The organism is Streptomyces sp. NPDC047515 (genome assembly GCF_040643055.1).
In the GTDB taxonomy this organism is placed as follows: domain Bacteria; phylum Actinomycetota; class Actinomycetes; order Streptomycetales; family Streptomycetaceae; genus Streptomyces.
Window position 1 is genome coordinate 52,903 of record NZ_JBEYTM010000038.1, and the last position, 26,676, is coordinate 79,578.

At 71.1% G+C, this 26,676-nt stretch carries 23 protein-coding genes and 1 pseudogene; 16 read left to right on the plus strand and 8 right to left on the minus strand.

Annotated features, from left to right (window positions below; all coding sequences use genetic code 11):
- Positions 1-20: 20 nt before the first annotated feature.
- The 11 genes from sepF to ABZ826_RS26980 all read left to right on the plus strand — a co-directional run bounded on the left by sepF (position 21) and on the right by ABZ826_RS26980 (position 13,468).
- Positions 21-419, plus strand: a complete 399-nt coding sequence (gene sepF, locus ABZ826_RS26930; RefSeq protein WP_361453399.1) for a cell division protein SepF — start codon at positions 21-23, stop codon at positions 417-419.
- A 326-nt stretch (positions 420-745) separates the two neighbouring features.
- The gene (locus ABZ826_RS26935) at positions 746-1,984 is read left to right on the plus strand and encodes an ATP-binding protein (RefSeq protein WP_361453470.1); all 1,239 of its coding nucleotides are present in this window, start codon (positions 746-748) and stop codon (positions 1,982-1,984) included.
- Positions 1,981-2,349 carry a nucleotide pyrophosphohydrolase gene (locus tag ABZ826_RS26940; protein ID WP_361453402.1) on the plus strand — a complete coding sequence of 123 codons (369 nt, stop codon included), beginning with the start codon at positions 1,981-1,983 and terminating at the stop codon, positions 2,347-2,349. Before ABZ826_RS26935 ends, ABZ826_RS26940 begins: the two co-directional genes overlap by 4 nt.
- A 123-nt stretch (positions 2,350-2,472) precedes the next feature.
- A complete protein-coding gene (locus ABZ826_RS26945; RefSeq protein ID WP_361453405.1) occupies positions 2,473-3,018 on the plus strand; it encodes a DUF6099 family protein in 546 nt (181 codons plus the stop codon).
- Positions 3,019-3,089: 71 nt separating this feature from the next.
- On the plus strand, positions 3,090-4,013 hold the full coding sequence (locus ABZ826_RS26950; protein WP_361453408.1) for an LLM class F420-dependent oxidoreductase: 924 nt from the start codon (positions 3,090-3,092) through the stop codon (positions 4,011-4,013).
- 225 nt (positions 4,014-4,238) lie between these two features.
- Entirely contained in the window at positions 4,239-5,162 is a 924-nt protein-coding gene (mmuM, locus tag ABZ826_RS26955) for a homocysteine S-methyltransferase (RefSeq protein ID WP_361453473.1), read from the plus strand.
- A gap of 52 nt (positions 5,163-5,214) precedes the next feature.
- Positions 5,215-6,762, plus strand: coding sequence for a 3' terminal RNA ribose 2'-O-methyltransferase Hen1 (locus ABZ826_RS26960; protein WP_361453411.1), 1,548 nt, complete (start codon positions 5,215-5,217; stop codon positions 6,760-6,762).
- Positions 6,759-9,332 carry a polynucleotide kinase-phosphatase gene (locus tag ABZ826_RS26965; RefSeq protein ID WP_361453414.1) on the plus strand — a complete coding sequence of 858 codons (2,574 nt, stop codon included), beginning with the start codon at positions 6,759-6,761 and terminating at the stop codon, positions 9,330-9,332. The genes ABZ826_RS26960 and ABZ826_RS26965 overlap by 4 nt, the downstream gene beginning before the upstream one ends.
- A gap of 93 nt (positions 9,333-9,425) precedes the next feature.
- The gene (locus tag ABZ826_RS26970) at positions 9,426-10,661 is read left to right on the plus strand and encodes an arginine deiminase (protein ID WP_361453417.1); all 1,236 of its coding nucleotides are present in this window, start codon (positions 9,426-9,428) and stop codon (positions 10,659-10,661) included.
- A 153-nt stretch (positions 10,662-10,814) separates the two neighbouring features.
- On the plus strand, positions 10,815-11,831 hold the full coding sequence (gene argF / locus ABZ826_RS26975) for an ornithine carbamoyltransferase (RefSeq protein WP_361453420.1): 1,017 nt from the start codon (positions 10,815-10,817) through the stop codon (positions 11,829-11,831).
- A 182-nt stretch (positions 11,832-12,013) separates the two neighbouring features.
- Positions 12,014-13,468 carry an amino acid permease gene (locus tag ABZ826_RS26980; RefSeq protein WP_361453423.1) on the plus strand — a complete coding sequence of 485 codons (1,455 nt, stop codon included), beginning with the start codon at positions 12,014-12,016 and terminating at the stop codon, positions 13,466-13,468.
- Here ABZ826_RS26980 and ABZ826_RS26985 read toward each other — a convergent pair.
- Positions 13,459-13,890, minus strand: a complete 432-nt coding sequence (locus ABZ826_RS26985; RefSeq protein ID WP_361453425.1) for an ATP-binding protein — start codon at positions 13,888-13,890, stop codon at positions 13,459-13,461. The genes ABZ826_RS26980 and ABZ826_RS26985 overlap by 10 nt on opposite strands.
- Positions 13,891-14,116: 226 nt before the next feature.
- Here ABZ826_RS26985 and ABZ826_RS26990 point away from each other — a divergent pair, with 226 nt between their 5' ends.
- Positions 14,117-14,944 (plus strand): enoyl-CoA hydratase family protein, encoded by an 828-nt coding sequence (locus tag ABZ826_RS26990; RefSeq protein ID WP_361453428.1) that lies wholly within the window; start codon positions 14,117-14,119, stop codon positions 14,942-14,944.
- Positions 14,945-14,948: 4 nt separating this feature from the next.
- The gene (locus tag ABZ826_RS26995; RefSeq protein ID WP_361453431.1) at positions 14,949-17,306 is read left to right on the plus strand and encodes a bifunctional salicylyl-CoA 5-hydroxylase/oxidoreductase; all 2,358 of its coding nucleotides are present in this window, start codon (positions 14,949-14,951) and stop codon (positions 17,304-17,306) included.
- Here the strand turns inward: ABZ826_RS26995 and ABZ826_RS27000 are convergent.
- Positions 17,293-18,132, minus strand: a pseudogene (locus ABZ826_RS27000) (GNAT family N-acetyltransferase). The gene ABZ826_RS26995 and the pseudogene ABZ826_RS27000 sit on opposite strands and share 14 nt — an antisense overlap.
- 48 nt (positions 18,133-18,180) lie before the next feature.
- Entirely contained in the window at positions 18,181-19,782 is a 1,602-nt protein-coding gene (locus ABZ826_RS27005; protein WP_361453434.1) for an AMP-binding protein, read from the minus strand.
- A gap of 127 nt (positions 19,783-19,909) precedes the next feature.
- On the opposite strand from ABZ826_RS27005, the gene ABZ826_RS27010 reads away from it, so the two are divergent.
- Entirely contained in the window at positions 19,910-21,037 is a 1,128-nt protein-coding gene (locus tag ABZ826_RS27010; RefSeq protein WP_361453437.1) for an acyl-CoA dehydrogenase family protein, read from the plus strand.
- A complete protein-coding gene (locus ABZ826_RS27015; RefSeq protein WP_361453440.1) occupies positions 21,034-21,435 on the plus strand; it encodes a RidA family protein in 402 nt (133 codons plus the stop codon). The genes ABZ826_RS27010 and ABZ826_RS27015 overlap by 4 nt, the downstream gene beginning before the upstream one ends.
- 53 nt (positions 21,436-21,488) lie before the next feature.
- Here ABZ826_RS27015 and ABZ826_RS27020 read toward each other — a convergent pair whose 3' ends face one another.
- The 4 genes from ABZ826_RS27020 to ABZ826_RS27035 are packed head-to-tail and all read right to left on the minus strand — an operon-like array spanning position 21,489 to position 25,376.
- Positions 21,489-22,622 carry an FAD-dependent monooxygenase gene (locus ABZ826_RS27020; RefSeq protein ID WP_361453443.1) on the minus strand — a complete coding sequence of 378 codons (1,134 nt, stop codon included), beginning with the start codon at positions 22,620-22,622 and terminating at the stop codon, positions 21,489-21,491.
- A 46-nt stretch (positions 22,623-22,668) separates the two neighbouring features.
- Positions 22,669-23,238, minus strand: a complete 570-nt coding sequence (locus ABZ826_RS27025; protein WP_361453446.1) for an ATP/GTP-binding protein — start codon at positions 23,236-23,238, stop codon at positions 22,669-22,671.
- A 6-nt stretch (positions 23,239-23,244) separates the two neighbouring features.
- Positions 23,245-23,601 carry a DUF742 domain-containing protein gene (locus tag ABZ826_RS27030; protein ID WP_361453476.1) on the minus strand — a complete coding sequence of 119 codons (357 nt, stop codon included), beginning with the start codon at positions 23,599-23,601 and terminating at the stop codon, positions 23,245-23,247.
- A 44-nt stretch (positions 23,602-23,645) separates the two neighbouring features.
- A complete protein-coding gene (locus ABZ826_RS27035) occupies positions 23,646-25,376 on the minus strand; it encodes an ATP-binding protein (RefSeq protein ID WP_361453449.1) in 1,731 nt (576 codons plus the stop codon).
- Positions 25,377-25,459: 83 nt separating this feature from the next.
- Between ABZ826_RS27035 and ABZ826_RS27040 the strand changes: the two genes are divergently transcribed.
- Positions 25,460-25,765, plus strand: coding sequence for a hypothetical protein (locus ABZ826_RS27040; RefSeq protein WP_361453452.1), 306 nt, complete (start codon positions 25,460-25,462; stop codon positions 25,763-25,765).
- A gap of 53 nt (positions 25,766-25,818) precedes the next feature.
- Here ABZ826_RS27040 and ABZ826_RS27045 read toward each other — a convergent pair whose 3' ends face one another.
- Positions 25,819-26,433 carry a nitrate- and nitrite sensing domain-containing protein gene (locus tag ABZ826_RS27045; RefSeq protein ID WP_361453455.1) on the minus strand — a complete coding sequence of 205 codons (615 nt, stop codon included), beginning with the start codon at positions 26,431-26,433 and terminating at the stop codon, positions 25,819-25,821.
- Between the last annotated feature and the right edge of the window lie 243 nt (positions 26,434-26,676).

The window sequence follows — 26,676 nt, forward strand, 5'->3', positions numbered from 1 at the left end:
AGCACAGACGGGGTGGTCCGGTGAGCAGGTACGACAGGTACGACGTCACGGACGAGCAGTGGGAGGGGCTTGCCCAGGTCGTACCTCTGCGCAGCCGCAACGAGTGGCCGTCGAGGGTCGATCACCGTACGGTCCCCGACGAGCGGGCGGAAGCCGAACAGCGGCGCCTCGTCGTGCTGCGGGTCCAGGTCTTCGCGGACGCACGGGAGGTGGCGGAGTACCTGGTCGCACAGGTCCCGGTGCTGCTCGATCTGACCAGCGCGGAGACGGATGTGGCCAAGCGCATCCTGGACTTCACCAGCGGGGTCGTCTTCGGACTCGGCAGCGGGATGCACCGGGTCGACCGGAACGTCTTCCTGCTGTCACCGGTCGGCATGGAGGTCGAGGGGGTCACGGCGGCGGGCGTACCCGGTCCGTAGGAGGGGCCTGCGGGCGGGTGGCGAGGGCGACCGGTCGGTCAGGACGGATGAGGACCGGGTGGGGCACGGCCGTGGACATCCCCCGAACATGGGAATGCGGTCCGGGCGGAGTTGCCGCTTCGGCGTAGCCCGATCGTAGGAAGGTCGTTCAGGCGGAACGGTTCTCCTGTCCACGGCCTGCTTACGGTCCGCCCATGAGTGCACTCTGCCCGGGGACCACCCCGTCGCCGCCCAACGGTACGACCGCGCCCGGTCCCGCTCCCGTGATTGCGGGGAGCACCCCCGAGCCCGGCCCGGCTCCCGCCGTGATCGCCGACCACGTGTCCATGCCCGGCCCTGCCTCCAGCGTGATCGCCGACGGCTCGTCCGTGCCCGGCCCCGCGTCCCCGACTTCCGGTTCGCCGGTCGGGCCGCGGGCCGTGTCGCGGGCCGGCGGACCGGTCCGTTCCGCCGGCCCCGTCGTCACGGAACTACGGTTGTCCGCCTACGCCTCGCACCGGGGTGCCACCTTCCCCATCGGCCCGGTGACACTCTTTGCCGGGCCCGGCGGCAGCGGCAAGTCGAGTGTGCTGCGGGCGTACGAGGCGCTGGCCCGGCTGGGCGCCGGGGACCCGCTCGACGAGGTGTTCTCCGATCCCGCGGGGTGTGTGCCGGAAGGGGCCGCGGCCGATGCGCAGGGCCGTCGCGGATTCCGCATCGGCTGCACGACGGACGGCCCGGCGGGCCCGGTGCGGCTCGACGTCGCCGTGCAGGCGGAGCCCACGCTCCGAATCGTCGGCGAACGGCTCACCGGCGGCGGCGAGACCCTGCTGTCGACCGCCTTGCGCGACCCGGGGCGCTCGACGGTCCAGGCGGCCTGGCACACCGCGGGGGTGGTCCCGGTGACACGCGCTCCGCTGCCCGACGACCGCCTCGGAACGGCTCTGCTCCCGCTGCGGGTGGCGGGCCGGACCGAGGGGCAATTACAGGTCCTGGCCGCCGCTGAACAGATGGTCGTGGCCCTGAGGTCGGTCTTCGCCTGTGAACCGCAGCCGCTGCGGATGCGGGCCCCGGTCCCGCCGGGCGACGGACGGCTGCATCGGAGCTGCGACAACCTCGCGGCGGTGCTGGAGCGTACGTACACGCGGTGCGGCCAACGCCATGCCCGGCTGGTCGCTGCCGCTCACGCCGGATGCGCGGGGCCGGTCACCGCACTGGGCGTCGAGCGGCTCACCGACGGATCGCTGCGCGCGACGGTGGGGCGCGGCGATGGAGGCGTCACGCCGGTCGGCCGGCTCGGCGACGGCGAGTTGAGATATCTCGCACTGGCCCTGGTGCTGCTCAACGGCCCCGGGGTGTTGGCGGTGGACGCGGCGGGCGAGGTGCCGGCGGCCATGCAGACCCTCACCGTGCTGGCCGACGGACTCGATCGTGACCTGGACGGACGGCAGTTGCGCGAACTGCTGGCCCTGGCGGTACCGATCGGGGCGGCCGGGCACCTCAGGCTGGTGGGGACGGTCTCGGAACCGGGCGCGGTACGGGTCCGGGAGACGCCCGGGGTGACGGTGGTAGACCTGGAACCGTGACAGAACTTGATGTACGGGCCCTGCAGCAGCGGCTCGCCGCGTTCGCGGCCGCACGGGACTGGGAGCAGTACCACACCCCGAAGAACCTCGCGGCGGCACTGAGCGTCGAGGCGTCCGAACTGGTCGAAATCTTCCAGTGGTTGACGCCCGAGCAGTCGGCGAGGGTGATGGAGAGGCCTGAGACGGCGCACCGGGTGGCGGACGAGGTCGCGGATGTCCTCGCGTATCTGCTGCAGTTCTGCGAGGTGTTGGGGATCGATGCGCTGGCGGCGCTGTCGGAGAAGATCGACCGGAATGAGACCAGATTCCCGGTTTCGGAGCTCTCAGACCCTCCTGGAACCGGGGATCGTCACTCTTCGGAGTGATCAACTTATTCGCGTCGCCTTCGTGTCCACAGATTTCCGAATTCCCCTGGCTTTTCGGTACCGACGCCCTCACTGTGGGTAATGGATGAGTTGAGCGGCTTTTCGTACGGACGGGGGTAACGCATGGAAGCGGAGCGGCTTGTAGGGGTCAGTCGGCGCGCGCTGGCGCAGAGCCGGGGCACGCCGGACATCATCGCCGAGGCATGGCAGGCCCAGGCGCTCGCTCAGGCGATCGGCAGTCGCCTGGCGGCCGACGGGCCCCAGGAGTTACGGGGCGAGGCGCGCGGACTCAGCGAGATCGGCGGGAGGTGCGGTGGAGCACTGGACCACCCGGCGGCGCGGGCCGGGGTGGCGCGGGCCGCGCAGCTCTCCGAGCTCGTCGAACCTCGGGCGACGCTGACGGGGCTGGGCGCGTTGCTCGGGGAGGTGGGGATGGCCCTGGTCGGGGTGGCCTGCGAGACCGACGAGCAGGGGCTCTACTGGCAGTGCATGGAGGCGATCGACGCGGCCGACGAGTCCATGGACCGGGTGCACGGAATGCTCCGTCGGCTCGATGAGCAGGACCGGGAACGGCAGCAGGATCTGGAGCGCGGCCGGGGGCGCGACGGCCCGTACGCCCCGCACGGCGCGGTCCGCGGACCGGCGGGTTCGGCGGCGGGCCAGTCGTGACGGCGGGGAACTCCGGAAGCGACGGAGGCCGGGGCGGGGAAGGAGAACGGTTCGCGGTGCAGGATGGATGCATGGATCTTCGAATCTTCACCGAGCCCCAGCAAGGGGCCGACTACGACACCCTGCTCACCGTCGCCAAGGCGGCCGAGGACCTCGGCTTCGATGCCTTCTACCGGTCCGACCACTACCTCCGTATGGGCCCCGGGGACGGGCTGCCGGGTCCGACCGACGCCTGGATCACTCTGGCCGGGCTGGCGCGCGAGACCAAGCGGATCCGGCTCGGCACGCTGATGACCGCGGGGACCTTCCGGCTCCCCGGCGTGCTCGCCATCCAGGTCGCGCAGGTCGACCAGATGTCCGGCGGTCGTGTCGAGCTCGGCCTCGGCGCGGGCTGGTTCGAGGAGGAGCACAAGGCCTACGGCATTCCCTTCCCCAAAGAGAAGTTCGGCAGGCTGGAGGAGCAGCTGGAAATCATCACCGGGTTGTGGGCGACCGAGATCGGCAAGTCGTTCAGCTTCGACGGCACGTACTACCAGCTGACCGATTCACCCGCGCTGCCCAAGCCGGCGCAGGCCAAGGTGCCGGTCCTGATCGGCGGCCACGGTGCGACGCGTACACCGCGGCTGGCGGCCCAGTACGCGGACGAGTTCAACATCCCGTTCGCGTCGCTGGAGGACAGCGAGAAGCAGTTCGGCCGGGTCAGGGAGGCGGCCAAGGCGGCCGGTCGCGGACCGGACGACCTGGTGTACTCCAATGCCCTAGTGGTCTGCGTGGGCAGGAACGACGCCGAGGTGGCGCGCCGGGCCTCCGTCATCGGCCGTGAAGTGGCGGAACTGAAGGCGAACGGGCTCGCGGGCTCGCCCGCCGAGGTGGTCGACAGGATCGGCCGTTACGGCGCGATCGGGTCGTCCCGGATCTACCTCCAGGTCCTGGACCTGGACGACCTGGAACATCTGGAGCTGATCTCCTCGCAGGTCCAGTCCCAGCTCACCTGAGCCGGGAACCGCCCCGGCTCACGGGAACGGGGATCGGTGCCGGTTCCCCCGAATCGGGCACGGTTCCGGTTCTTCCGGGCCGGGAGACCGGTCCCAGCTCACCCGAGCACGTGGCCGGGGGACCGGCCACCGCTCGCCGCACACCCGCGCCGGTGCAAGGCCCGGCTCAGGAGGGAGTCACCCGTGCAGCCCGTCCCGCCGGTCGATGGCCCGCCTGCTCGTGCGCTGGACCGTGCCCTCTGCGAGGGAGTGGTGCTGCTCGACGGCGGTCTCTCCAATCAGTTGGAGGCGCAGGGCTGCGATCTGTCCGACGCCCTGTGGTCGGCCCGGCTGCTGGCCGACGGACCGGAGCAGATCGAGGCGGCGCACGGAGCCCATGTGCGGGCGGGCGCACAGGTGCTCATCACGGCCAGTTACCAGGCGAGCTTCGAGGGATTCGAGCGGAGGGGGATCGGGCGTGCCGGAGCCACGGAACTGTTCGCGCGCAGTGTGCGGCTGGCGCGGCGGGCCGCAGCTGGGGCGGAGCGGGAGGTCTGGGTCGCCGCCTCGGTGGGTCCGTACGGGGCGGTGCTGGCGGACGGCAGCGAATACCGGGGCCGCTACGGGCTCTCCGTTCGGGAGCTGGAGCGGTTCCACCGGCCCCGGGTCGAGGCGTTGGCCGCCGCCGGGCCCGATGTGCTGGCGCTGGAGACCGTGCCGGACATCGACGAGGCCGAGGCGTTGCTGCGGGCCGCCGAAGGGTGCGGGCTGCCCGTCTGGCTCTCGTACAGCGTGTCGGGGGACATGACCAGGGCGGGGCAGCCGCTGGAGACGGCTTTCGCCCTCGCCTCGGGACATGACCGGGTGCTGGCCGTCGGGGTGAACTGCTGTGACCCGGCGGATGCGGACCGGTCGGTGCGGCAGGCGGCGGAGGCTGCCGGGAAACCGGTCGTCGTCTATCCGAACAGCGGTGAACGGTGGGATGCCGGGGGCCGGAGGTGGGTCGGCGCCCCCACGTTCGATCCCGGGAGAGTTCGGGCCTGGCAGCACGCCGGCGCCCGGCTGGTGGGCGGCTGCTGCCGGGTCGGCCCGGAGACCGTCGCGGAGCTGGCCCGGCAGCTCGGCGGACCGGCGGCGGGCGACGGGAAGGGAGGGGCAACCACGCCGTAGACACGCGAAAATACCTGGTGGGGGGCGAGTGAACCGGACCATACTCGGACGTGTGTTCCTGACGATCAGTACCACCGGCAATCCGGAGCGTCCCGCGACCGACCTCGGCTTTCTGCTGCACAAGCACCCCGATAAGGCGCAGACGTTCTCCACCTCCCACGGCACCGCGCATGTCTTCTATCCCGAGGCATCCGCCGAGCGCTGCACAGCGGCGCTCCTGCTGGAGGTGGATCCCGTGGCGCTGGTGCGGCGCGGCAAGGGCAAGGGCCGGGGCGGCGCCCCCGACGCGGCACTCGCGCAGTACGTCAACGATCGCCCGTACGCGGCCTCCTCGCTGCTTTCCGTGGCGATGAGCGCGGTCTTCAAGTCGGCGTTGAACGGTGTGTGCCGCGCACGGCCCGAACGCGCACAGGCGCCGCTTCCGCTGCGGATCGAGGTGCCCGCACTGCCGGCGCGCGGCGGAGCGGAACTGGTGCGCAAGCTCTTCGCGCCGCTCGGCTGGGCGAGTGTGGACGCCGTGGCCGTACCGCTGGACGAGCGGTTTCCGGAGTGGGGGGACTCGCGGTACGTACGGCTGGTTCTGGAAGGCGAGTTGCGACTGGCGGACGCGTTGCGGCAGCTGTATGTCCTGCTGCCGGTGCTCGACGACGCCAAGCACTACTGGGTCGCTCCGGACGAGGTGGACAAGCTGCTGCGGGCCGGTGAGGGCTGGCTGGCCGCCCACCCCGAGCAGAAGCTGATCACCAGCCGCTATCTGTCGCGGCGCTGGGGGCTGACCCGGCAGGCGATGCAGCGGCTCGAACTGGTGCGGCTCGCCGAGTCGGACGACCTCGACGTCGAGAGCATCGACAACGCGGTGGACGAGACGACCGACACCGAGGAGAAGCCACTGCCGCTCGCCGAGCAGCGGCGCACCGCGATCCTCGACGCGCTGCGCGCCGCCGGAGCGAACCGGGTCCTCGACCTGGGCTGCGGCCAGGGCCAGTTGGTGCAGGCACTGCTCAAGGACGTGGGCTTCACACAGATCGTGGGCGTCGATGTCTCCATGCGCGCCCTCACCATCGCCTCGCGGCGGCTGAAGCTGGACCGGATGGGGGAGCGGCAGGCCGGACGGGTCACGCTTCAGCAGGGCTCGCTCACCTACACCGACAAGCGGCTCAAGGGGTATGACGCGGCCGTGCTCAGTGAGGTCATCGAACATCTCGACCTGCCGAGGCTGCCCGCGCTGGAGTACGCCGTGTTCGGTTCGGCCCGGCCGGGGACCGTGCTGGTGACGACGCCGAACGTCGAGTACAACGTGTGCTGGGAGAGCCTTCCGGCCGGGCATGTGCGCCACGGCGACCATCGGTTCGAGTGGACCAGGGCCGAGTTCCGTTCCTGGGCCCGCAAGGTGGCGCAGCGGCATGGGTACGGGGTCGAATTCGTCCCTGTGGGGCCCGACGACCCCGAGGTGGGGCCGCCCACACAGATGGCCGTGTTCACGATGACCGCAGCCGACGGGTCCCCGACCCGCAGCAGGAACGGGGCCGGGGACGAGTCGGGGAACCCGACCGCGAACGAGTCCATGAACGAGACCGGGAAGGAGGCGAGAGCCGCATGACCAGTACTTCGCGCAAGCTGCCGGTGACCGACCTCTCCCTCGTGGTCCTCATCGGAGCCAGCGGCTCCGGCAAGTCCACCTTCGCCCGCGCGCACTTCAAGCCCACGGAGATCATCTCCTCGGACTTCTGCCGCGGCCTCGTCGCCGACGACGAGAACGACCAGGGCGCCAGCCGTGACGCCTTCGACGTCCTGCACTACATCGCCGGCAAGCGGCTCGCCGCCGGGCGGCTGACCGTCGTGGACGCCACCAGCGTCCAGTCCGAGAGCCGCAGGCAGCTCGTCCAACTGGCCCGGAGCCACGACGTGCTGCCGATCGCGATCGTCCTCGACCTGCCCGAAGAGGTCTGTGTCGCGCGCAACGCGACCCGCCCCGACCGCGCCGACATGCCGCGCCATGTCATCCAGCGCCATCGCCGCGAGCTGCGCCGCTCGCTGCGCGGCCTGGAGCGCGAGGGCTTCCGCAAGGTGCACATCCTGCGCAGCGAGGAGGAGGTGGAGCACGCCGAAGTGGTGCTGGAGCGCCGCTACAACGACCTGCGCCACCTCACCGGCCCGTTCGACATCATCGGCGACATCCACGGCTGCAGCTCCGAGCTGGAGGCCCTGCTCGGCAAGCTCGGCTACGTCGACGGCACGCACCCCGAAGGGCGTACGGCGGTCTTCGTCGGCGACCTGGTGGACCGCGGCCCCGACAGCCCCGGGGTACTGCGCCGCGTCATGTCCATGGTGTCATCGGGCAACGCCCTGTGCGTACCGGGCAACCACGAGAACAAGCTCGGGCGCCACCTCAAGGGCCGCAAGGTCCAGCACACCCATGGACTCGCCGAGACGATCGAGCAGTTGGACCGGGAGGACGAGAAGGACCCCGCCTTCCGCGAGCGGGTACGGGAGTTCATCGACGGGCTCGTCAGCCACTACGTGCTCGACGGGGGCGGACTCGTCGTCTGCCACGCCGGACTGCCCGAGAAGTACCACGGGCGCACCTCCGGGCGGGTCCGTTCGCACGCGCTGTACGGGGACACCACCGGCGAGACCGACGAGTTCGGCCTGCCCGTGCGCTACCCGTGGGCGGAGGAGTACCGCGGCCGTGCCGCCGTGGTCTACGGCCACACCCCGGTGCCCAGCACCTCGTGGCTCAACAACACCATCTGCCTGGACACCGGTGTGGTCTTCGGCGGGAAGATGACGGCGCTGCGCTGGCCGGAGCGCGAGCTCGTCGACGTACCCGCCGAGCGGGTCTGGTACGAGCCGGTCAAGCCGCTGCACCAGGAGGCGCCCGGTGGCCGGGAGGGCCGGCCGCTGGACATCGCGGACGTGCACGGCCGCCGGATCGTGGAGACCCGGCACATGGGCCGTGTCTCGGTCCGTGAGGAGAACGCCGCGGCGGCGCTCGAAGTCATGAGCCGGTTCGCCGTCGACCCGCGGCTGCTGGGCTACCTCCCGCCGACCATGGCACCCACCGCCACCTCGCACGAGGACGGCTATCTGGAGCACCCGGCCGAGGCCTTCGCCCAGTACCGGGCGGACGGCGTGAGCCAGGTCGTGTGCGAGGAGAAGCACATGGGCTCGCGCGCGGTGGCGCTGGTCTGCCGGGACGCGGACGCCGCCCGTGAGCGGTTCGGGGTGGGGGACGTCTCCGACGCCTCCGGGGGCGCGGGCAGCCCGACCGGGGCGCTGTACACCCGCACCGGTCGGCCCTTCCTCGACGACGTCGCACTCACCGAGGTGATCCTCGGCAGGCTGCGCACCGCCGTCACCGCCGCCGGACTCTGGGAGGAGTGGGACACCGACTGGGTGCTGCTCGACGCCGAGCTGATGCCGTGGTCCCTCAAGGCGGCCGGGCTGCTGCGCTTGCAGTACGCCGCGGTCGGGGCGGCATCCGGAGCCGTCTTCCCGGCAGCCGGCGCGGCCCTCGCGGCAGCGGCGGCCCGCGGCGTGGACGTCGGCGATCTCGCGCAGCGCCAGCGAGGCCGGGCCGAGGACGCGGAAGCGTTCACCGAGGCCTACCGCCGCTACTGCTGGAGCACCCAGGGCCTGGACGGGGTGCGTCTCGCGCCGTTCCAGATCCTCGCCGTGCGAGGCCGCTCGCTGGCCGCCGTCCCGCACGACGAGCAGCTGGCCTGGCTCGACCGGCTGGTCGAGCACGATCCGACCGGGCTGCTCCAGGTCACCCGTCGGCTCGTCGTCGACACCGGTGACGAGGCATCGGTGCGTTCCGGCATCGACTGGTGGCTGGAGATGACCGGACGCGGCGGCGAAGGCATGGTGGTCAAGCCGCTCGCCGCGCTCGTACGGGACGACAGCGGCAGGCTGGTCCAGCCGGGCATCAAGGTGCGTGGCCGGGAGTACCTCCGGATCATCTACGGCCCCGAGTACACCCGCCCGGAGAAACTGGAGCGGCTGCGGGGCCGGTTCCTCGGCCACAAGCGGTCGTTGGCGCTCCGGGAGTACGCGCTGGGGCTCGAAGCCCTGGACCGGCTGGCCGACGGGGAGCCCCTGTGGCGGGTCCACGAGGCGGTGTTCGCGGTGCTCGCCCTGGAGTCGGAGCCGGTCGACCCGCGGTTGTAGGCCGGGTCGTCGGCGGGGGTCGCGGTGCGATCAACGGAAAACCCGCTGGCGATTCGCCGGGTGAACGGCGCTCCGCACGGTGAGGATGGAGTCATGGGATTCCATGTCGACTCCGAGGCCGGGCGGCTGCGCCGCGTCATCCTGCACCGCCCCGATCTGGAACTGAAGCGGCTCACCCCCGGCAACAAGGACGCGCTCCTGTTCGACGACGTGCTCTGGGTGCGCCGCGCCCGCCAGGAGCACGACGGCTTCGCGGACGTGCTGCGCGACCGGGGCGTGGAGGTGCATCTCTTCGGTGATCTGCTCCGCGAGTCGCTGGAGATCCCCGTGGCCAGACGGCTCGTCCTGGACCGGGTCTTCGAGGAGAAGGAGTACGGCCCGCTCGCCACGGAGCATCTGCGGGCCGCCTTCGAGGAGTTGCCCAGCGTGGAACTGGCCGAGGCGCTGGTCGGCGGGATGACCAAGCGGGAGTTCCTGGAACGGCACAGTGAGCCGACCTCCGTCCGCTTCCATGTCATGGACCTGGACGACTTCCTGCTGGGTCCGCTGCCGAACCATCTCTTCACCCGGGACACCTCGGCCTGGATATACGACGGGGTGTCCATCAACGCGATGCGCTGGCCGGCCCGCCAGCGCGAGACCGTCCACTTCGAGGCGATCTACCGCCACCACCCCCTCTTCACCGGTCCCGACGCGGGTGCCTTCCACCACTGGTCGGAGGGGCAGGACGACTACCCCTCCACCATCGAGGGCGGCGACGTCCTGGTCATCGGCCGGGGCGCGGTACTCATCGGGATGAGCGAGCGCACCACCCCGCAGGCGGTGGAGATGCTGGCCCGCGGACTGTTCGACGCCGGTTCGGCGCACACGATCGTGGCGCTCGACATGCCCAAGCGCCGGGCGTTCATGCATCTCGACACGGTCATGACGATGATCGACGGCGACACCTTCACCCAGTACGCGGGTCTGGGCATGCTCCGCTCGTACACCATCGAACCCGGTGACGGGCCGAGGGACCTGAAGGTCACCGACCATCCGCCCGAGCACATGCACCACGCGATCGCGCATGCCCTGGGACTGGACTCGATCCGTGTTCTCACCGCCACCCAGGACGTGCACTCCGCCCAGCGCGAGCAGTGGGACGACGGCTGCAACGTGCTGGCGGTCGAGCCCGGTGTCGTCGTCGCCTACGAGCGCAACGCCACCACCAACACCTATCTGCGCAAGGAGGGCATCGAGGTCATCGAGATCCGCGGCAGCGAGCTCGGCCGTGGCCGGGGCGGCCCCCGCTGCATGAGCTGCCCCGTGGTGCGCGACCCGGTCCGGTGACCGGGGCGCGAAAGCCCGCTCAAGGGAAACGCTTTCAGGTGACCGGGGCGCGCGAGCCGACGCATGGGAAACGCTTCGTATAGCGATGCAGAGTGTCGTATAGACTTCCAGAGTTACCTACGCGCGATCCTCGCCCTACCCAGGAGCAGTCCCATGGCCATAGACCTCGCAGGCCGCCACTTCCTCAAGGAGCTGGACTTCACGGCCGAGGAGTTCCGCGGCCTGATCGACCTCGCGGCCGAACTCAAGGCCGCCAAGAAGTCGGGGACCGAAGTGCAGCGGCTGCGCGGCCGGAACATCGCGCTGATCTTCGAGAAGACCTCGACCCGTACCCGCTGCGCCTTCGAGGTGGCCGCCGCCGACCAGGGTGCCTCCACGACCTACCTCGACCCCTCCGGCTCGCAGATGGGCCACAAGGAGTCGGTGAAGGACACCGCCCGCGTCCTCGGCCGGATGTTCGACGGTATCGAGTACCGCGGCGACAGTCAGGCGGCCGTCGAGGAACTGGCGGCCTACGGCGCCGTCCCGGTCTTCAACGGGCTCACCGACGACTGGCACCCGACCCAGATGCTCGCCGATGTCCTCACCATGACCGAGCACAGCGAGAAGCCGCTGGAGCGGATCGCCTTCGCCTACCTCGGCGACGCCCGCTTCAACATGGGCAACTCCTACCTGGTCACGGGCGCACTGCTGGGTATGGACGTGCGGATCGTCGCGCCGAAGTCGTACTGGCCGGCCGAGGAGATCGTCATCGAGGCCCGCCGGCTGGCCGGGACGAGCGGAGCGACCGTCTCGCTCACCGAGGACATCGCCGAGGGCGTGCGGGGCGCGGACTTCGTCGCCACCGACGTCTGGGTCTCCATGGGAGAACCCAAGGAGGTCTGGGGTGAGCGCATCGAGGCCCTCGCGCCGTACGCCGTGACCATGGACGTCCTGCGCGCCACCGGCAACGACGACGTGAAGTTCCTGCACTGCCTCCCGGCCTTCCATGACCTCGGCACCAAGGTCGGGCGGGAGATCGAGGCCGCGTACGGGCTGACGGAACTGGAAGTCACCGACGAGGTCTTCGAGTCGGCGCACTCGGTCGTCTTCGACGAGGCGGAGAACCGGATGCACACGATCAAGGCCGTTCTGGTGGCAACCCTGGCCGCTCCGGCGACCACGGGCTGATCACTGCATGATCATGCGCCTGATTGGGTGAACATGCGCTGAGGTGACTAATATGTTGCCTCTCGGTGGGGTTCGAGCTCGCACGCTCGAACCCCATTTTCGTGTGTGTCACCAGCGCCCGGAGCCCCCCACAGGCCCTGGGCGCGCCCCCCACATGCTCCACCAGAGAAGAGACCGTCCCCGTGAGTCCGCTACGCCCATCGAGCCCCCCGCGCCCGTCCGGCCCACGCATCAAGAACCCCCACCAGCTGATCGCCGAGTCCGGAGCCGACCTGGAGGGGCACGGCCTCAAGCGCACCATGGGTCTCTTCCAGCTGGTGTGCTTCGGTATCGGCGCCGTCGTCGGCACCGGCATCTTCGTCGGCCTCTCCGACAGCGTCGCCGAGGCGGGCCCCGCCGTCGTGCTGTCCTTCGTGCTCGCCGCGGTCACCTGCATCTTCACCGCGTTCTCCTTTGCCGAGCTGGGCAGCGCGATCCCGGTGTCCGGCAGTTCCTACTCCTTCGCCTACGCGACGCTCGGTGAGCGCGTCGCGTTCCTCGTCGGCTGGTGTCTGCTTCTGGAGTACGGCGTCTCGGTCTCCGCGGTCGCCGTCGGCTGGAGCCAGTACGTCAACGAGTTGCTGAACAGCCTCTTCGGATTCCAGCTGCCCGTCGCCCTCTCGTCCGGCCCCGGTGACGGCGGAGTGATCAATCTGCCCGCCGTCGTGGTGGTCATGATGGCCGCGACCCTGCTGGTGCGCGGCGTCCGGGAGAGCGCGGGGGCCACCGCCGCGATGGCGGTTCTCAAGATCACCATTCTGATGCTGTTCTGCGGCATCGCCTTCACCGCCTTCGAGCACGGGAATCTCACGCCGTTCGTCGCCCAAGGCGCGGGCGGGGTGACCGCGGGTGCCTCGCTGGCGTTCTTCTCGTACATCGGCTTCGACGCCATCACCACCGCGGGCGAGGAGGTCAAGAACCCGCGACGGAACGTTCCGATCGCGATCATGGTCTGCATCGGCCTGGTCACCCTGCTCTACTGCGCCGTCGCGCTCGCGGCCATCGGTGCCCTCGGCCCGGAGGCCGTCGCCGACAAACCGGCCGCGCTCTCCATCGTCGTCGACCAGGTGACCGGTTCGACCATCGGCGGCGGGGTCATCGCCTTCGGGGCGGTCGTCGCGATCGCGTCCGTCGTGCTCGCGGTGATGTACGGCCAGACACGCATCCTGATGTCGATGTCCCGCGACGGTCTGATCCCGCGGGTCTTCGAGCGGGTCTCGCCGCGGACGGCGACCCCTGTCGCCAACACCTGGATCGTGGCGGTCGTCTTCGCGGTCCCGGCGGCCTTCGCGTCGCTCGACGTGGTGGTGAACCTGACGACCATCGGCGCGCTCGCCACCATGGTCGCGGTGAACGTCGCGGTGATCGTGCTGCGCCGCCGCAACCCGGAGGTCAGGGGCTCGTTCCGGGTGCCGCTGTATCCGCTGAGCCCGCTCCTGGGCGTCGGCTTCTGTCTCTACCTGATGTACGGGACGGGCTGGACGACCTGGGTGCAGTTCGCCGTCTTCCTGATCGTCGGCGCCGCGGTGTACACCTGCTACGGCCGCAGCCGCTCCCGGCTGGCCGCCGCGGGGACGGACGGGGCCGGTCAGCCCTGAGGCGCGCGGGACGGCAGGGTGAACCACACCGCCTTGCCCTGCTCCGTCGTGCGGTGACCGCAGGACGAGCTGAGCGTACGGATCAGCAGCAGACCCCGGCCGTGTTCCTGCCAGGGGTCCGGCACGCTGCCCGGCTCCGGGTGGGAGAGATCGCCCGGCGGGGCCGGGTCGCGGTCGTGCACCTCCACCTGGCAGCCGGTCGGCAGCAGCTCCACCACCAGTTCGATGGGCTCGTCGCTGCGGGTGTGCTCCACGGCGTTGGCGACCAGTTCGGCGGTGAGGAGCTCGGCGGTGTCCGAATCGGCGGGGGCTTCGATGTCCGCCAGCGCGGTACGGATCAGGGCGCGGGCCACCGGTACGGCCGCCGTCGAATGCGGTAGCGCGATCCGCCAGGAGGCGGGAAGGGGGACATCGGTGGGCACAGCATGGTTTCCGTTCCGGAGATCGCGGGCTTTCTGGAAGGCGGTACTTCCAGGATTCAACCTTACGAAGTGCAACAACAGAGACAAGGGTCTGTCGACCGGTGCGAAGGGGACGTTCGGCATACGCTCTCACGCTCCACCTATTGCGTCCTCGTGACGGAAGTCACGTATGAGTGATAAGTTCGGCTGCAGGTAGCAGCCCGACGGCTGAAGGGGAGTCCCCTCCATGAGCCCGTTTCCCAGCTCCGCCCCCCATACGGATGACTGGCGTCACCTGCGGCTGACGACGGACGACGGAGTTGCCACCGTCACCCTCGCCCGGCCGGAGAAACTCAACGCGCTCACCTTCGGCGCCTACGCCGACCTGCGCGACCTGCTTGCCGAACTGTCCCGCGAACGCTCCGTGCGCGCGCTGGTGCTCGCGGGGCAGGGCCGCGGTTTCTGCTCCGGCGGAGATGTCGACGACATCATCGGCGCGACACTCGCCATGGACACCGCCCAGCTCCTCGATTTCAACCGCATGACCGGGCAGGTGGTTCGGGCCCTTCGTGAAACCCCCTTCCCCGTCATCGCCGCCGTACACGGCGTGGCCGCGGGTGCGGGTGCGGTTCTCGCGTTGGCCGCCGACTTCCGGATCGCCGATCCGTCCGCCCGCTTCGCCTTCCTCTTCACCAAGGTCGGCCTCTCCGGCGGCGACATGGGTGCCGCCTACCTGCTGCCACGCGTCGTCGGCCTCGGCCATGCCACCCGGCTGCTGATGCTCGGTGAACCGGTCCGCGCCCCCGAAGCGGAACGGATCGGTCTGATCAGCGAACTGACCGAAGAAGGTCAGGCCGATGTACGCGCGGCGGCGCTCGCCCGCCGCCTGGCCGACGGACCGGCCCTCGCCCTCGCCCAGACCAAGGCGCTGCTCACCGCCGAACTCGACATGCCGCTCGCCGCCGCGGTCGAAATGGACGCCGCGACCCAGGCCCTGCTGATGCACGGCGACGACTACGCCGAATTCCATGCCGCCTTCACCGAGAAGCGGCCACCGAAGTGGCAAGGCCGGTAGCGCGATGCGGCCCGAAAGCAGCGCCACCGGCTCGGGACCGACCGCCGCGACGGCGCCGGGCACGCATCCCTCCACCACGAAGCCGACCGGCGTGAAACGGATCGCGGTCATCGGCGGCGGACCCGGTGGGCTCTACGCCGCCGCCCTGCTCAAGCGGCTCGATCCGGAACGCGACATCACCGTCTGGGAGCGCAACGCCCCCGACGACACCTTCGGCTTCGGCGTCGTCCTCTCCGACGAGACCCTGGGCGGCATCGAGCACGCCGACCCCGTTGTGTACCGGGCGCTCCAGGACGAATTCGTACGGTGGGACGACATCGACATCGTCCACCGCGGCGTGACCCAGACCTCCGGCGGCCACGGCTTCGCGGCCCTGGGCAGGCGCCGGCTCCTGGAGATCCTGCACGAACGCTGCGAATCCCTCGGCGTGCGGCTCCGCTTCCGCACCGAGGCCCCGCCGGCCGCGGAACTGGCCGCCGCGTACGACCTGGTGATCGCCGCCGACGGAGTGCACAGCCTCACCCGCGCCGCTCACGCCGAGACCTTCGGCCCCCGTCTCACCACCCACCACTGCCGTTACATCTGGCTCGCCGCCGACTTCGCCCTCGACGCCTTCCGCTTCGAGATCGCCGAGACCGCGTACGGAGTGATGCAGCTCCACGCCTACCCCTTCTCGGCCGACGCCTCCACCGTCATCGTCGAGATGCGGGAGGAGGTCTGGCGCGCCGCCGGACTCGACACCTGCGACGTGGAGCACTCGACGCTGCGCTGCGCCAAGATCTTCACCGAGGCGCTCGGCGGCCGTCCGCTGCGCTCCAACAACTCCTCCTGGCTCACCTTTCGTACCGTCGTCAACGCCCGCTGGTCGCACGGCAACACGGTCCTCATCGGCGACGCCGCCCACACCGCGCACTTCTCCATCGGCTCCGGCACCAAACTCGCCGTCGAGGACGCCCTCGCGCTCGCCGCCTGCATCGAGGAGCAGCCCGACCTGCCGAGCGCGCTGTCCGCGTACGAGACCGAGCGGCGGCCGGTCGTCGAATCGACCCAGCGGGCCGCCGCGGCCAGCCTGCGCTGGTTCGAGGAGCTCGACACCTACGTCGACCAGCCGCCCCGCCAGTTCGCCTTCAACCTCCTCACCCGCAGCCGCCGTGTCACCCACGAGAATCTGCGGCTGCGCGACGCCTCCTTCACCGCCGCAGTCGAGGAGGAGTTCGGCTGTGCCCCCGGCACCCCGCCGATGTTCACCCCGCTGCGGCTGCGCGGCCTCGAACTCCGCAACCGCGTCGTCGTCTCGGCCATGGACATGTACTCGGCCGTCGACGGCGTCCCCGGCGACTTCCACCTCGTCCACCTGGGGGCACGCGCACTCGGCGGTGCCGGGCTCGTCATGACGGAAATGGTCTGCGTCAGCGCCGAGGGCCGCATCACCCCCGGCTGCACCGGGCTCTATACCCCGGAACAGGCCGCCGCCTGGACCCGGATCACCGATTTCGTCCATGCGAGCGCCCCCGGTACGGCCATCGGCGTCCAGCTCGGCCACTCCGGACGCAAGGGCTCCACCAAACTCATGTGGGAGGGCATCGACCAGCCCCTCGACCACGGCAACTGGCCGCTCATCGCCGCCTCGCCGATCCCGTACGCCGACGGCGTCAACCAGGTCCCGCACGCCCTGGACCGGGCCGGACTCGACGCCGTACGCGAACAGTTCGCGGCGGCGGCCCGCCGTGCCGATCACTGCGGCTTCGACCTGCTGGAACTCCACTGCGCCCACGGCTATCTGCTGTCCGGCTTCCTCTCGCCCCTCACCAACCACCGCACCGACGCGTACGGCGGGTCGTTGGGCAACCGGCTCCGCTTCCCCCTGGAGGTCTTCGACGCGGTCCGCGCCGACTGGCCCGACGACCGCCCCATGACCGTCCGCATCTCCGCCACGGACTGGGCCGAGGGCGGCACCACGGCCGAGGACGCCGTCGAGATCGCCCGCGCCTTCGTCGCCCACGGGGCCGATGCCATCGACGTCTCCACCGGTCAGGTCGTCCCCGACGAGCGCCCCGAGTACGGCCGCTCCTACCAGACCCCGTACGCGGACCGCATCCGCAACACGTTGTGCGTGCCCGTCGTCGCCGTCGGGGCGATCTCCTCCTGGGACGACGTCAATTCACTGCTGCTCGCGGGCCGGGCCGACCTCTGCGCCCTGGCCCGCCCCCATCTCTACGACCCGCACTGGACGTTGCACGCGGCGGCCGAACAGGGCTACAGCGGACCGGGCGCGCCCTGGCCGCCCCCCTACCGCGCGGGCAGCCGCATCCCACCGACGGGCCGCACGGACGCACCGAAGCCCCGGCTCACTCTGGGGTGACGGGCTCCTGCGCCGCACTGATCAGCAGCCGGTCCGAGACCGCGCGGAAGCCGATGCGCCGGTACACGCCGTTGCTGGTCGGGTTCGCGAGGTCGGTGAAGAGCAGCACCTCCCGCGCGCCCGCCCCCCGAGCCGCCCCGGCGACCTCCGCCGTCACCGCGGCCGCGTAGCCCCGGCCGCGGTGCCCGGCCGGTGTGTAGACCGTCGCGATCCGCACCGTGCCCGCGATGCGTGGGGAGACGCCCGCCGTGGACACCGGGACGCCGTCCGTCTCCCAGAGCGTCAGCCCGCCGGACGCCGTCCGCTCGTCCACCAGCCGTTCGGCATGCGTGGCGGGCTGGCCGACCTCATCGGCGAACGCCCGGTGCCAGCGCACCAGCAAGGCCCGGTCGGCGGGGGTGGCGGCCCTGGGCCTCTCCCCAGAGGCGCCGGGGAGGGCGGGACCAGCGTCTCCAGGCGGTAGAGCCGCTGCTCCTGGTCGACCCGGTGGCCGGGCCAGGTGGCGGCCAGCGCCTCGGCGGTGGCCCGGTCCGCGTTGATCCCGGTCAGGTGGAGCGCGGCGGCCAGCGGGGCGCGACGGCCTCCGGGGCGACGGTTCCCAGCAGCGGCGGATACGGCGGGGTCCGTACCAGGGTGCCGGCGACCTCGCCGTCCGCACCGCGCCACCAGCCCAGCAGCGGTGCGCGGTCACCGTAGGCGTGCGGGCCGTTGCGTCGCAGGGTCGCGGTGACGGTCAGCACCAGGTGTTCTCGACGGGCGACGCGGCCAGCGAGGCGCCGGCCGCGTCGAGAAAGACATCGACGTCCTCGGTGAAGGTCCAGGTCATGCTTCATCCTGCCGGGTGCGCGGGGAGCACGGCACCCGCATTTCCGGTTCAGCCGTCCCGCAGCCGGAAGCGCTGCAGTTTGCCGGTGGCTGTCCGGGGGAGCGAGGGCAGGAACTCGATGAGGCGCGGACACTTGTGGGGGGCCAGCCGGGTCTTCATGTACGTGCGCAGCTCGTCGGCCGACAGCGCCGCGCCCTCGCGCAGCACCACGTACGCCGCCACGATCTGCCCGCGCAGTTCGTCCGCCCGGCCCACCACCGCGGCCTCGGCCACCGAGGGGTGGTGCAGCAGGGCGTCCTCGACCTCGGGGCCCGCGATGTTGTAGCCGGAGGAGATGATCATGTCGTCGGCGCGGGCGACATAGCGGAAGTAGCCGTCCGCGTCCCGCACATAGGTGTCACCGGTGAGATTCCAGCCGTGCGCCACGTAGTCACGCTGGCGCTCGTCGGCGAGATAGCGGCAGCCGACCGGGCCGCGTACGGCGAGGAGTCCGGGCTCCCCGTCCGGCACCTGCCGGCCCTCGCGGTCCAGCACCCGGGCCTGCCAGCCGGGCACGGGGACCCCGGTGCTGCCGGGGCGGATCGCGTCGTCGGCGGCGGAGATGAAGATGTGCAGCAGTTCGGTGGCGCCGATGCCGTTGATGATGCGCAGCCCCGTCCGCTCGTACCAGGACCGCCAGGTGGCGACCGGGAGGTTCTCGCCGGCCGAGACACAGCGCCGCAGCGCCGTCAGATCGTGCGCGTCGATGTCGTCGAGCATCACGCGGTAGGCGGTCGGCGCGGTGAACAGCACCGAGACATGGTGGGCGGCGAGCGCGGGCAGCAGCTGCGCAGGGCCGGACTGTTCGAGCAGCAGGGCGCTGGCACCGGCACGCAGCGGGAAGACCACCAGACCGCCGAGCCCGAAGGTGAAGCCGAGCGGTGGACTGCCCGCGAACACGTCGTCGGGCGTGGGGCGCAGCACATGGCGCGAGAACGTGTCGGCGATGGCGAGCACATCCCGGTGGAAGTGCATGCAACCCTTGGGGCGCCCGGTGGTGCCCGAGGTGAACGCGATCAGCGCGACATCGTCCGCCGCCGTGTCCACGGCGCGGTACGGCCCCGGCCTGGCCTCGGCCAGACGCAGCAGATCCTCCGGCGCGTCACCGCCGTACGCCGTGATCCGCAGCCCCGGCACCTCCGCCTTCACCAGGTCGTCGACCGACCGGACGTCGCACAGCGCGTGGCTCACCCGGGCGATCGAGCAGATGGTGGCGAGCTCCGCGGACCGCTGCCGGTCCAGCACCGTGACGGCGATCGCTCCCACCTTCAGCACCGCGAGCCAGCAGGCGGCCAGACGGGGTGTGGTGGGGCCGCGCAGGAGGACGCGATTGCCCGGGACGACGCCCAGGTCGTCGGTGAGGACATGGGCGATCCGGTCCACCCGGTCCCGCAGTTCTCCGTAGCTCCAGACTCCGCCGTCGGGGGTGCGGAAGGCGGGGCGGTCGGGGCCGAGGCGGTCGACCGTACGGTCCAGCAGTTCCGCCGCGCAGTTCAGTCGGTCCGGGTAGCGCAGTTCGGGAAGGTCGAAGAGCAGTTCCGGCCACTGGTCCGGGGGTGGCAGATGCTCCCTGGCGAAGGTGTCGAGGTGCGCTGAGGTCTTCGGGTCCATGACGGATCGCCCCCTTGTCGCCTCTGGAGCGTATCGTTTGGGTGACGGTAGTCAACGGTCCGCGATAAGACGAGAGGACGAGGCGCGCCGCGCGGGTGCCTCGGACACCGACAAGAGAGGCGCCGGTATGACGGCATTCTCGCTCGATCCGGCACAAACCGCCTGGTGTGAGGAGCTGAGAGTCCTTGCCGAGCAGCAATTGCGCCCCCTCGCCGACAAAGGCGACCCGGGCCATGTCAACCGCCCCCTGGTCGCCGCCCTCGGTGAGGCGGGCCTTCTCGACCGGATGCTGAACTCCGGCGCCCTCGACCTCTGTCTGCTCCGTGAGTCCCTGGCCCGCGGCTGCACGGAGGCCGAGACCGCGCTCGCCCTCCAGGGACTCGGAACCCATCCCGTGGTCCGCGCGGGCACCCCGGCCCACCGCGAACGCTGGCTCACCGAGGTGCGGGCCGGCCGCGCCGTCGCCGCCTTCGCGCTCAGCGAACCGGGCGCCGGCTCCGACGCGGCGGCCCTCGCCCTGAATGCCGAACCCGCCCCCGACGGCTGGCGGCTGACCGGCCGGAAATGCTGGATCTCCAACGCGCCGGAGGCCGATTTCTACACCGTCTTCGCCCGCACGACCCAGGGCGCCGGCTCCCGCGGCGTCACCGCGTTCCTGGTCCCCGCCGACCGCCCCGGGCTGACCGGCACCGCCCTCGACATGCTCTCGCCGCACCCCATCGGGGCCCTGGAGTTCGACGGCGTTCCGGTCACGCCCGACGATGTGCTCGGCGAACCGGACCGGGGCTTCCGGGTCGCCATGGACACCCTCAACCTCTTCCGTCCCAGCGTCGGCGCCTTCGCCGTCGGCATGGCACGCGCCGCCCTCGATGCCACCGTGGTGCACACCGCCGGACGCACCGCGTTCGGCGGCCCGCTGAAGGACCTTCAGGCCGTCTCCCATCAGGTCGCCGAGATGGCCACCCGCACCGAGGCGGCCCGGCTGCTGGTGTATGCGGCCGCCGCGGCCCACGACGCGGGCGAGTCGGGCGTACCGCGCCGCGCGGCCATGGCGAAGCTGTACGCCACCGAGACCGCCCAGTACGTCGTCGACACCGCCGTCCAACTGCACGGCGCCCGCGCCCTGCGCCGCGGCCACCTCCTGGAGCACCTCTACCGGGAAGTCCGCGCCCCACGGATCTACGAGGGCGCCAGCGAGGTCCAGCGCACGATCATCGCCAAGGAGCTGTACGCGAACCGGGAGGCGTCCGCATGAGTCCGGTCCACCGGATCAACCCCGCCGAACTCTCACCGCCCACGGGCTTCTCGCACGCGGTCACGGCCACCGGCGGCCAACTGGTCTTCCTGGCCGGGCAGACCGCCCTCGACCCGGACGGCAAGGTCGTCGGCGACGGACTGCCAGAGCAGTTCGCGACGGCGCTCACCAATCTGATCACCGCCCTGCGCGCGGCGGGCGGCGCCCCGGCGGACCTGGTCCGGGTCACGGTGTACGCCACCGACGTGGCCGACTACCGGAGCCGGGCCGGTGAACTGGGCCGGATCTGGCGGCGGTTGGCGGGCCGCGACTATCCGGCGATGGCGGTCATCGGGGTGGCGAGGCTCTGGGACGAGCAGGCTCTGGTCGAGATCGACGGGGTGGCGGTACTGCCGTGAACGCGCCTGACGGGCCGGGCACGCCGTGCCCGGCCCGTCAGGCTTCGGGTGGATCAGTAGGGCTTCACCAGGACATGTGCCGCGCCCGGAATGCCGACCTTCAGCAGTTCGTCCTCCTCGGGCGTGGTCTCGATGCCCGTCTCCTGCTTGAGCACCGCACGCGACATGGCCTGCATCCACATGGCCCGGGGGCGGCGGCGGGCCTCCCATGCTTCGAGGGCCGCGGCCACGTCCGCCTCGGCGTCCAGCGACTCGGCGAGCACCAGCGCGTCCTCGACGGCCATCGCCGCCCCCTGCGCGATGTGCGGGGTGGAGGCGTGCGCCGCGTCACCGGCCAGCACGACCCGGCCCACGTGCCACGGCTCCTCGACCGTCACCTGGGAGATTCGCGAGTAGACCACGGCGGCCGGGTCGGTGACGGTGGCGAGTGCCTCGGCGACCGGCCCGGAGAACATCGCCAGCCGCTCCGTGAGCTGCTCATGGGCCCGCTCGGGGTCCGGCCGGAAGTCCTCCTGCTCCGCGAACACCGCGCCCAGGTACATCAGTTCCTCGGTGATCGGGGTGAGCAGTGCCTTGGCGTCCTTGCCCGCCGTGCCCATCACGACTCCCCGCACCCGGGGCTGCCGGGGCACCGTCACCCGCCAGTTGGCGAAGCCGGTGTACTCGGGGGTGTAACGGTCCCCGTACAGCCGGGTGCGCAGCGGCGAACCGATGCCGTCGAAGCCGACCACCAGGTCCCAGCGGCCGGTGGAGCCGTCGCAGAGGGTGACGTCCGCACCGGTGCCGTCGTCGACCAGCTCGGTGATGGTGGTACCGAAGCGGATCACGGCCCCGGCGGCGACGGCGGCGTCGTTCAGCAGCCGGGCCAGGGCGGGGCGCGGGATGCCGTTGTTGGACGGGGCGTGGCCCATGCGGGGCTGCGGTATTTCGGCGAGCGTGGTGCCGGCCGGGTCGGCGATGGTCAGGATCTCCCACTCGAAGCCCGCCTTGAGGCAGTCGTCGAGGACCCCGATCTCCCGCATGACATGGAGGGCGTTGGACGGCTGGATGATGCCGACGCCGAGCGCCTCCAGCTCGTCGCGGAGCTCGGCGACCTCGACGGTGTGGCCGCGCCGGGCCAGCGCGGTGGCGAGCGTGAGCCCGCCGATGCCGCCGCCGTGAATCAGGACGCGCAGAGGTGATGCCATCTCAGATCTCTCCAGAGCGAGAAAAGTAAGGGGGTAGGTACGAGGGTCAGCCGGCCGCTACGGGCAGGCTCATCAGGTGGTCCACCAGGGCCAGCAGCACGTCCCGGCCGAACGGCCGCTCGCGGACGTCGCCGATCAGCAGCGGCACATGGGGATCGAGGTCGAGCGCGGCCCTGATCTCCTCCGGCGTACGGGTGTTGTGGCCGTGGAAGCAGTTGATCGCGACCACGAACGGGATGTCCCGGCTCTCGTAGAAGTCGATCGAGGCGAAGCTCGTCTCCAGCCTGCGGGTGTCGGCGATCACGACACCGCCGAGCGCCCCGTTGACGAGGTCGTTCCACATGAACCAGAAGCGTTCCTGGCCGGGGGTGCCGAAGAGGTAGCCCACCAGCTCGGGACTGACCGTGATCCGGCCGAAGTCCAGGGCCACGGTGGTCGTGTCCTTCTGGCCGACACCGACCAGGTCGTCGACACCGACGCTGGCCTGGGTCAGATACTCCTCGGTGCGCAGCGGGGTGACCTCGCTGACCGCGCCCACCAGGGTGGTCTTGCCGACGCCGAAACCTCCGGCGATGAGGATCTTGACGGCGGCGGGGGCCGCCTGACTGCTTGTCATCTTGGTTCAGAGTCTCCGGAGTCCGTCACGAACGGCGGCCAGCAGGCCCATGTCGGCCCCGCCGGCCGCCCGCGCCACCGAGAGCGGGGCACGGGCCAGCAGCAGGCCCTGGGCGACGAGGTCGGCCAGCAGGATCTTGGTCACCGACACCGGGAGCCCGAGGTCGGACGCGACCTCGGCGACCGCGGACGGGCGGCGGCAGCGCTCCAGGATCAGCCGGTGCTCCGGCTGGAGCTGCCCCGGCCGGATCGGCGCACCGTGCTCGTCCCGCGGATCCTGTGCGGTCGTCAGCACGGTGATGAGGCTGAAGTCGTCCCGCTCGGGAGCGGCCCGGCCCCGGGTGATGGTGTACGGGCGCATCATCGTGCCCGCCCCGTCCTCCTCGGCCTCCTCCTCCCAGTGCGGGGTCACGCGCGCTGCCCGTCCCCGGTGCCGAAGGCGTCGAAGTCCTCGCGGGCCGGGGTGCCGAGCTTCTGGCCGACCTGCTGCACGAGGTTGTGCATGGCGAGCGACATGATCTCGGCGTCCACCTCCTGGGAGGCGGTCACTGCCAGGTGGGTGCCCTGGCCGGCCGAGATGATGATGGCGACCCGCAGTTCGTCCACCAGGCTGGCCTGCCGTACCCGGCGTGGCAGCGGGGGATCCGCTCCGGGCGCGGGCAGGGCGGGCAGCCCGGACCCGTTCTCCTGGCGGATGGCTTCCGACACCGGCGGCGCCGGGTGGTCGGGCACGGAGACCGGCAGCTGCGCGGGGCGCGCAGGGTCGGACTGCCGCGGCTCCGGGATCGGGAGACCGGGACCGCCCGCCCCGGCCCCGGAAAGGTACGGAGCGGCGTACGGCTCCTGCGGCGGAGCGGTGTACGGCGCCTCGGGCGCCGGGTACGACGACTGGTCCACGGCGTACTGGCCGGCGGCCGTCATGTACGGCTGCTCCGACGAGCCGTACGGGGGCTCGTGCGTGCCGTACGGCGCGGCCGGTGCGGGGTACGGGCTCGTGGGCGTCCCGTACGGCTCGTCCTGCACCGGGACGGTGTTCTCCGATGCAGGGCCGGGCCGTTCCCGGCCGTCGGCGAATGCGTTCTTCGCCGGCGGGTACGGCTGCTCGGCCACGGTGTGCGGCTGTTCGGCGGTGGCGTGGGGAACGCCCGCCGTGTTGAGCGCGGTGACCCCGGCCAGTGCCTGACCCTGGACGCGGGTGGGCAGCGGCTCACCGGCCGGTGTCGGTGCGGCGGGCGCGGCTGCGGGGGCGGCGGGCGCCGGGGACGGTACGCCGACCGGACCGGAGTGCGGTTCGGGAACGGTGAGTTCGTCGGGGACGAGCACGACCACCCGGGTGCCGCCGTACGCCGAGGAACGGAACTCCACCCGCAGGTTGTGCTGATCCGCGAGCCGCGCGATGACATACAGGCCGAGCCGGATGTCGTCGGAGTGGGCGAGCACGTCCATGCGCGGCGGCCGGAGCATCAGCTCGTTGGCCGCGGCCAGCTGGTCCTCCTCCATTCCCAGGCCCCGGTCCTCGACCTCGATGGCCAGACCACGGCTCACCTTGGCCGCCCTGACCTCGACCGGGCTCGGTGGGCGGGAGAAGCTGAGCGCGTTCTCGATGAGCTCCGCGAGCACATGGGAGACCGGGCCGACGGCCCGCTCCGACAGCCAGGGGCTGCCGTCGAGATCCAGCACCACACGCCGGTAGTCCTGCACCTCGCCCTGAGCGGAACGCATCACGTCCAGCAGCGGGGCCGGCTTGCGCCAGCGCCGGTGCGGGGAACCGCCCGCGAGGATCACCAGGTTCTCCTCGTACCGCCGCAGTCGGGCGGTGAGGTGGTCGAGGTCGAAGAGGCCGTCCAGCTCCTCGGGGTCCTCGTGCTTGCGCTCCAGCTCGTCCAGCTTCTTCAGCTGCTGGCCGATCAACTGCTGGGTGCGGCGCGCGATGCGCTGGAGCAGCCGCTCGAAGCCCCGGTGCTGGTCGGCCTGTTTGACGGCCGCCGCCAGGGCACTGGTGCGTGCCAGATTGAGCGCGTCGCCGAGCCGGCTCAGCTCGTCGGACCTGCCGTCCCCGTTGTCCTGCTCGATGGCGCGGGCCTCGGCCTCGACATCGATGCGCTCCCCCTGGCCCAGCCGTTCGACGACATCGGGCAAGGGCCTTCTCCAGCTCCTCGGCGCGCTCCTGCAGGCTGCCGATCCGGCGGCGGAGATTGCGGGTGAGGCGCCAGGTGGTCCAGATGACCGCGATCACGGCGACCAGGCCGACCACCGTGGTCAGCACCATCTTGAACAGCAGCGACATCACGCTGCCCTTGCCCTCCTCGACCACGAGGGCGGTGCGGTGCTCCAGCAGCTTCTCGATCTGCGGATCGAGTTCGTCCATCGCGCCGCGCCAGGTCTTCTCCTCGGCGCCGACACGGACGAAGCCGGCGGCGTCGGCATCGGCCGGACGCAGTACCTCGTTCTCCACCCGCGTCTTGGCCTTCCAGGCCGGGCTGTGGGTGATCTCCTCCCACATGGCCTTCTCGTCCGACGGCAGATAGGGAACGACCTTGGTGGAGTACTGGAGCGACTGGCCGGAAACCGCCTCCCGGACCTACCGCAGGTCCTCGGTGCTCAGCTTCCCCCCGGACCAGCCACGGGTCAGCAACGCATCGGAACGGGAGATCATCTCCTTGGTCCAGAACAGGTCGACGAGCGGTTGCGAGAGCGTGGTGATCCTGCCGTTGTCGACATGGCTGAGCGCCGTGAAGAGTTCGAGGTCGACCGCGATCAGGTCGGTGTAGTAGCCGTACACGGCCTTCTGCTGGTCATTGCCGCCGTCGTCGACGAGGGAGCGCTGGGCGGGCAGCTGGTTGATCGCCTCGCGCGCCTTGCGGACCGCGTCGCGGACCTCGCCGGGGGCGTCGTCGGTCGCCACGTCGGAGAGCGACTGGAAACTCCTGATCGCGTCGTCGGTCAGCCTGCGCTGCCGCTGCAGCGCGTCGGTGGCGCCCTTGTGCCGGGCGAGCGCCTCGGCGCTGAGCTGCCGCTCCGCCTGCAGGTTGTAGTACACGATGTTGGACGGCTGGCCCGCCTTCTGGGCCAACTGCCCCTGGGCGGCCTGACGTTGGAAATCCAGCAGGGTCTGACCACTGGTGACGGCCCAGAGGGCGGCCAGAGCGACGCCGGGAACGATGGCCAGTACGAGCAGGGCTGTCCGCAGCGACATGGTGGTCGATTTGGTCCGCCGTGAGCGCGCGTGCGCAGGGCGTGCTCCTTGACGATGATGCCAGCCTCACGACTGGTCAAATCCGTTGAGAACTTCGACACATAGATATTAGTAGGGCTTTGTTAGGTACCCCGGATGATCAAGCAGGAGTAGGGTTGTGATCTTCTTTCAGGTGTGACACCTGAGGAGATGGAAGAGGTTCGTCCGCGTCTGGAGGCGTTCGCGGCTCAGATGCTCGGCTCG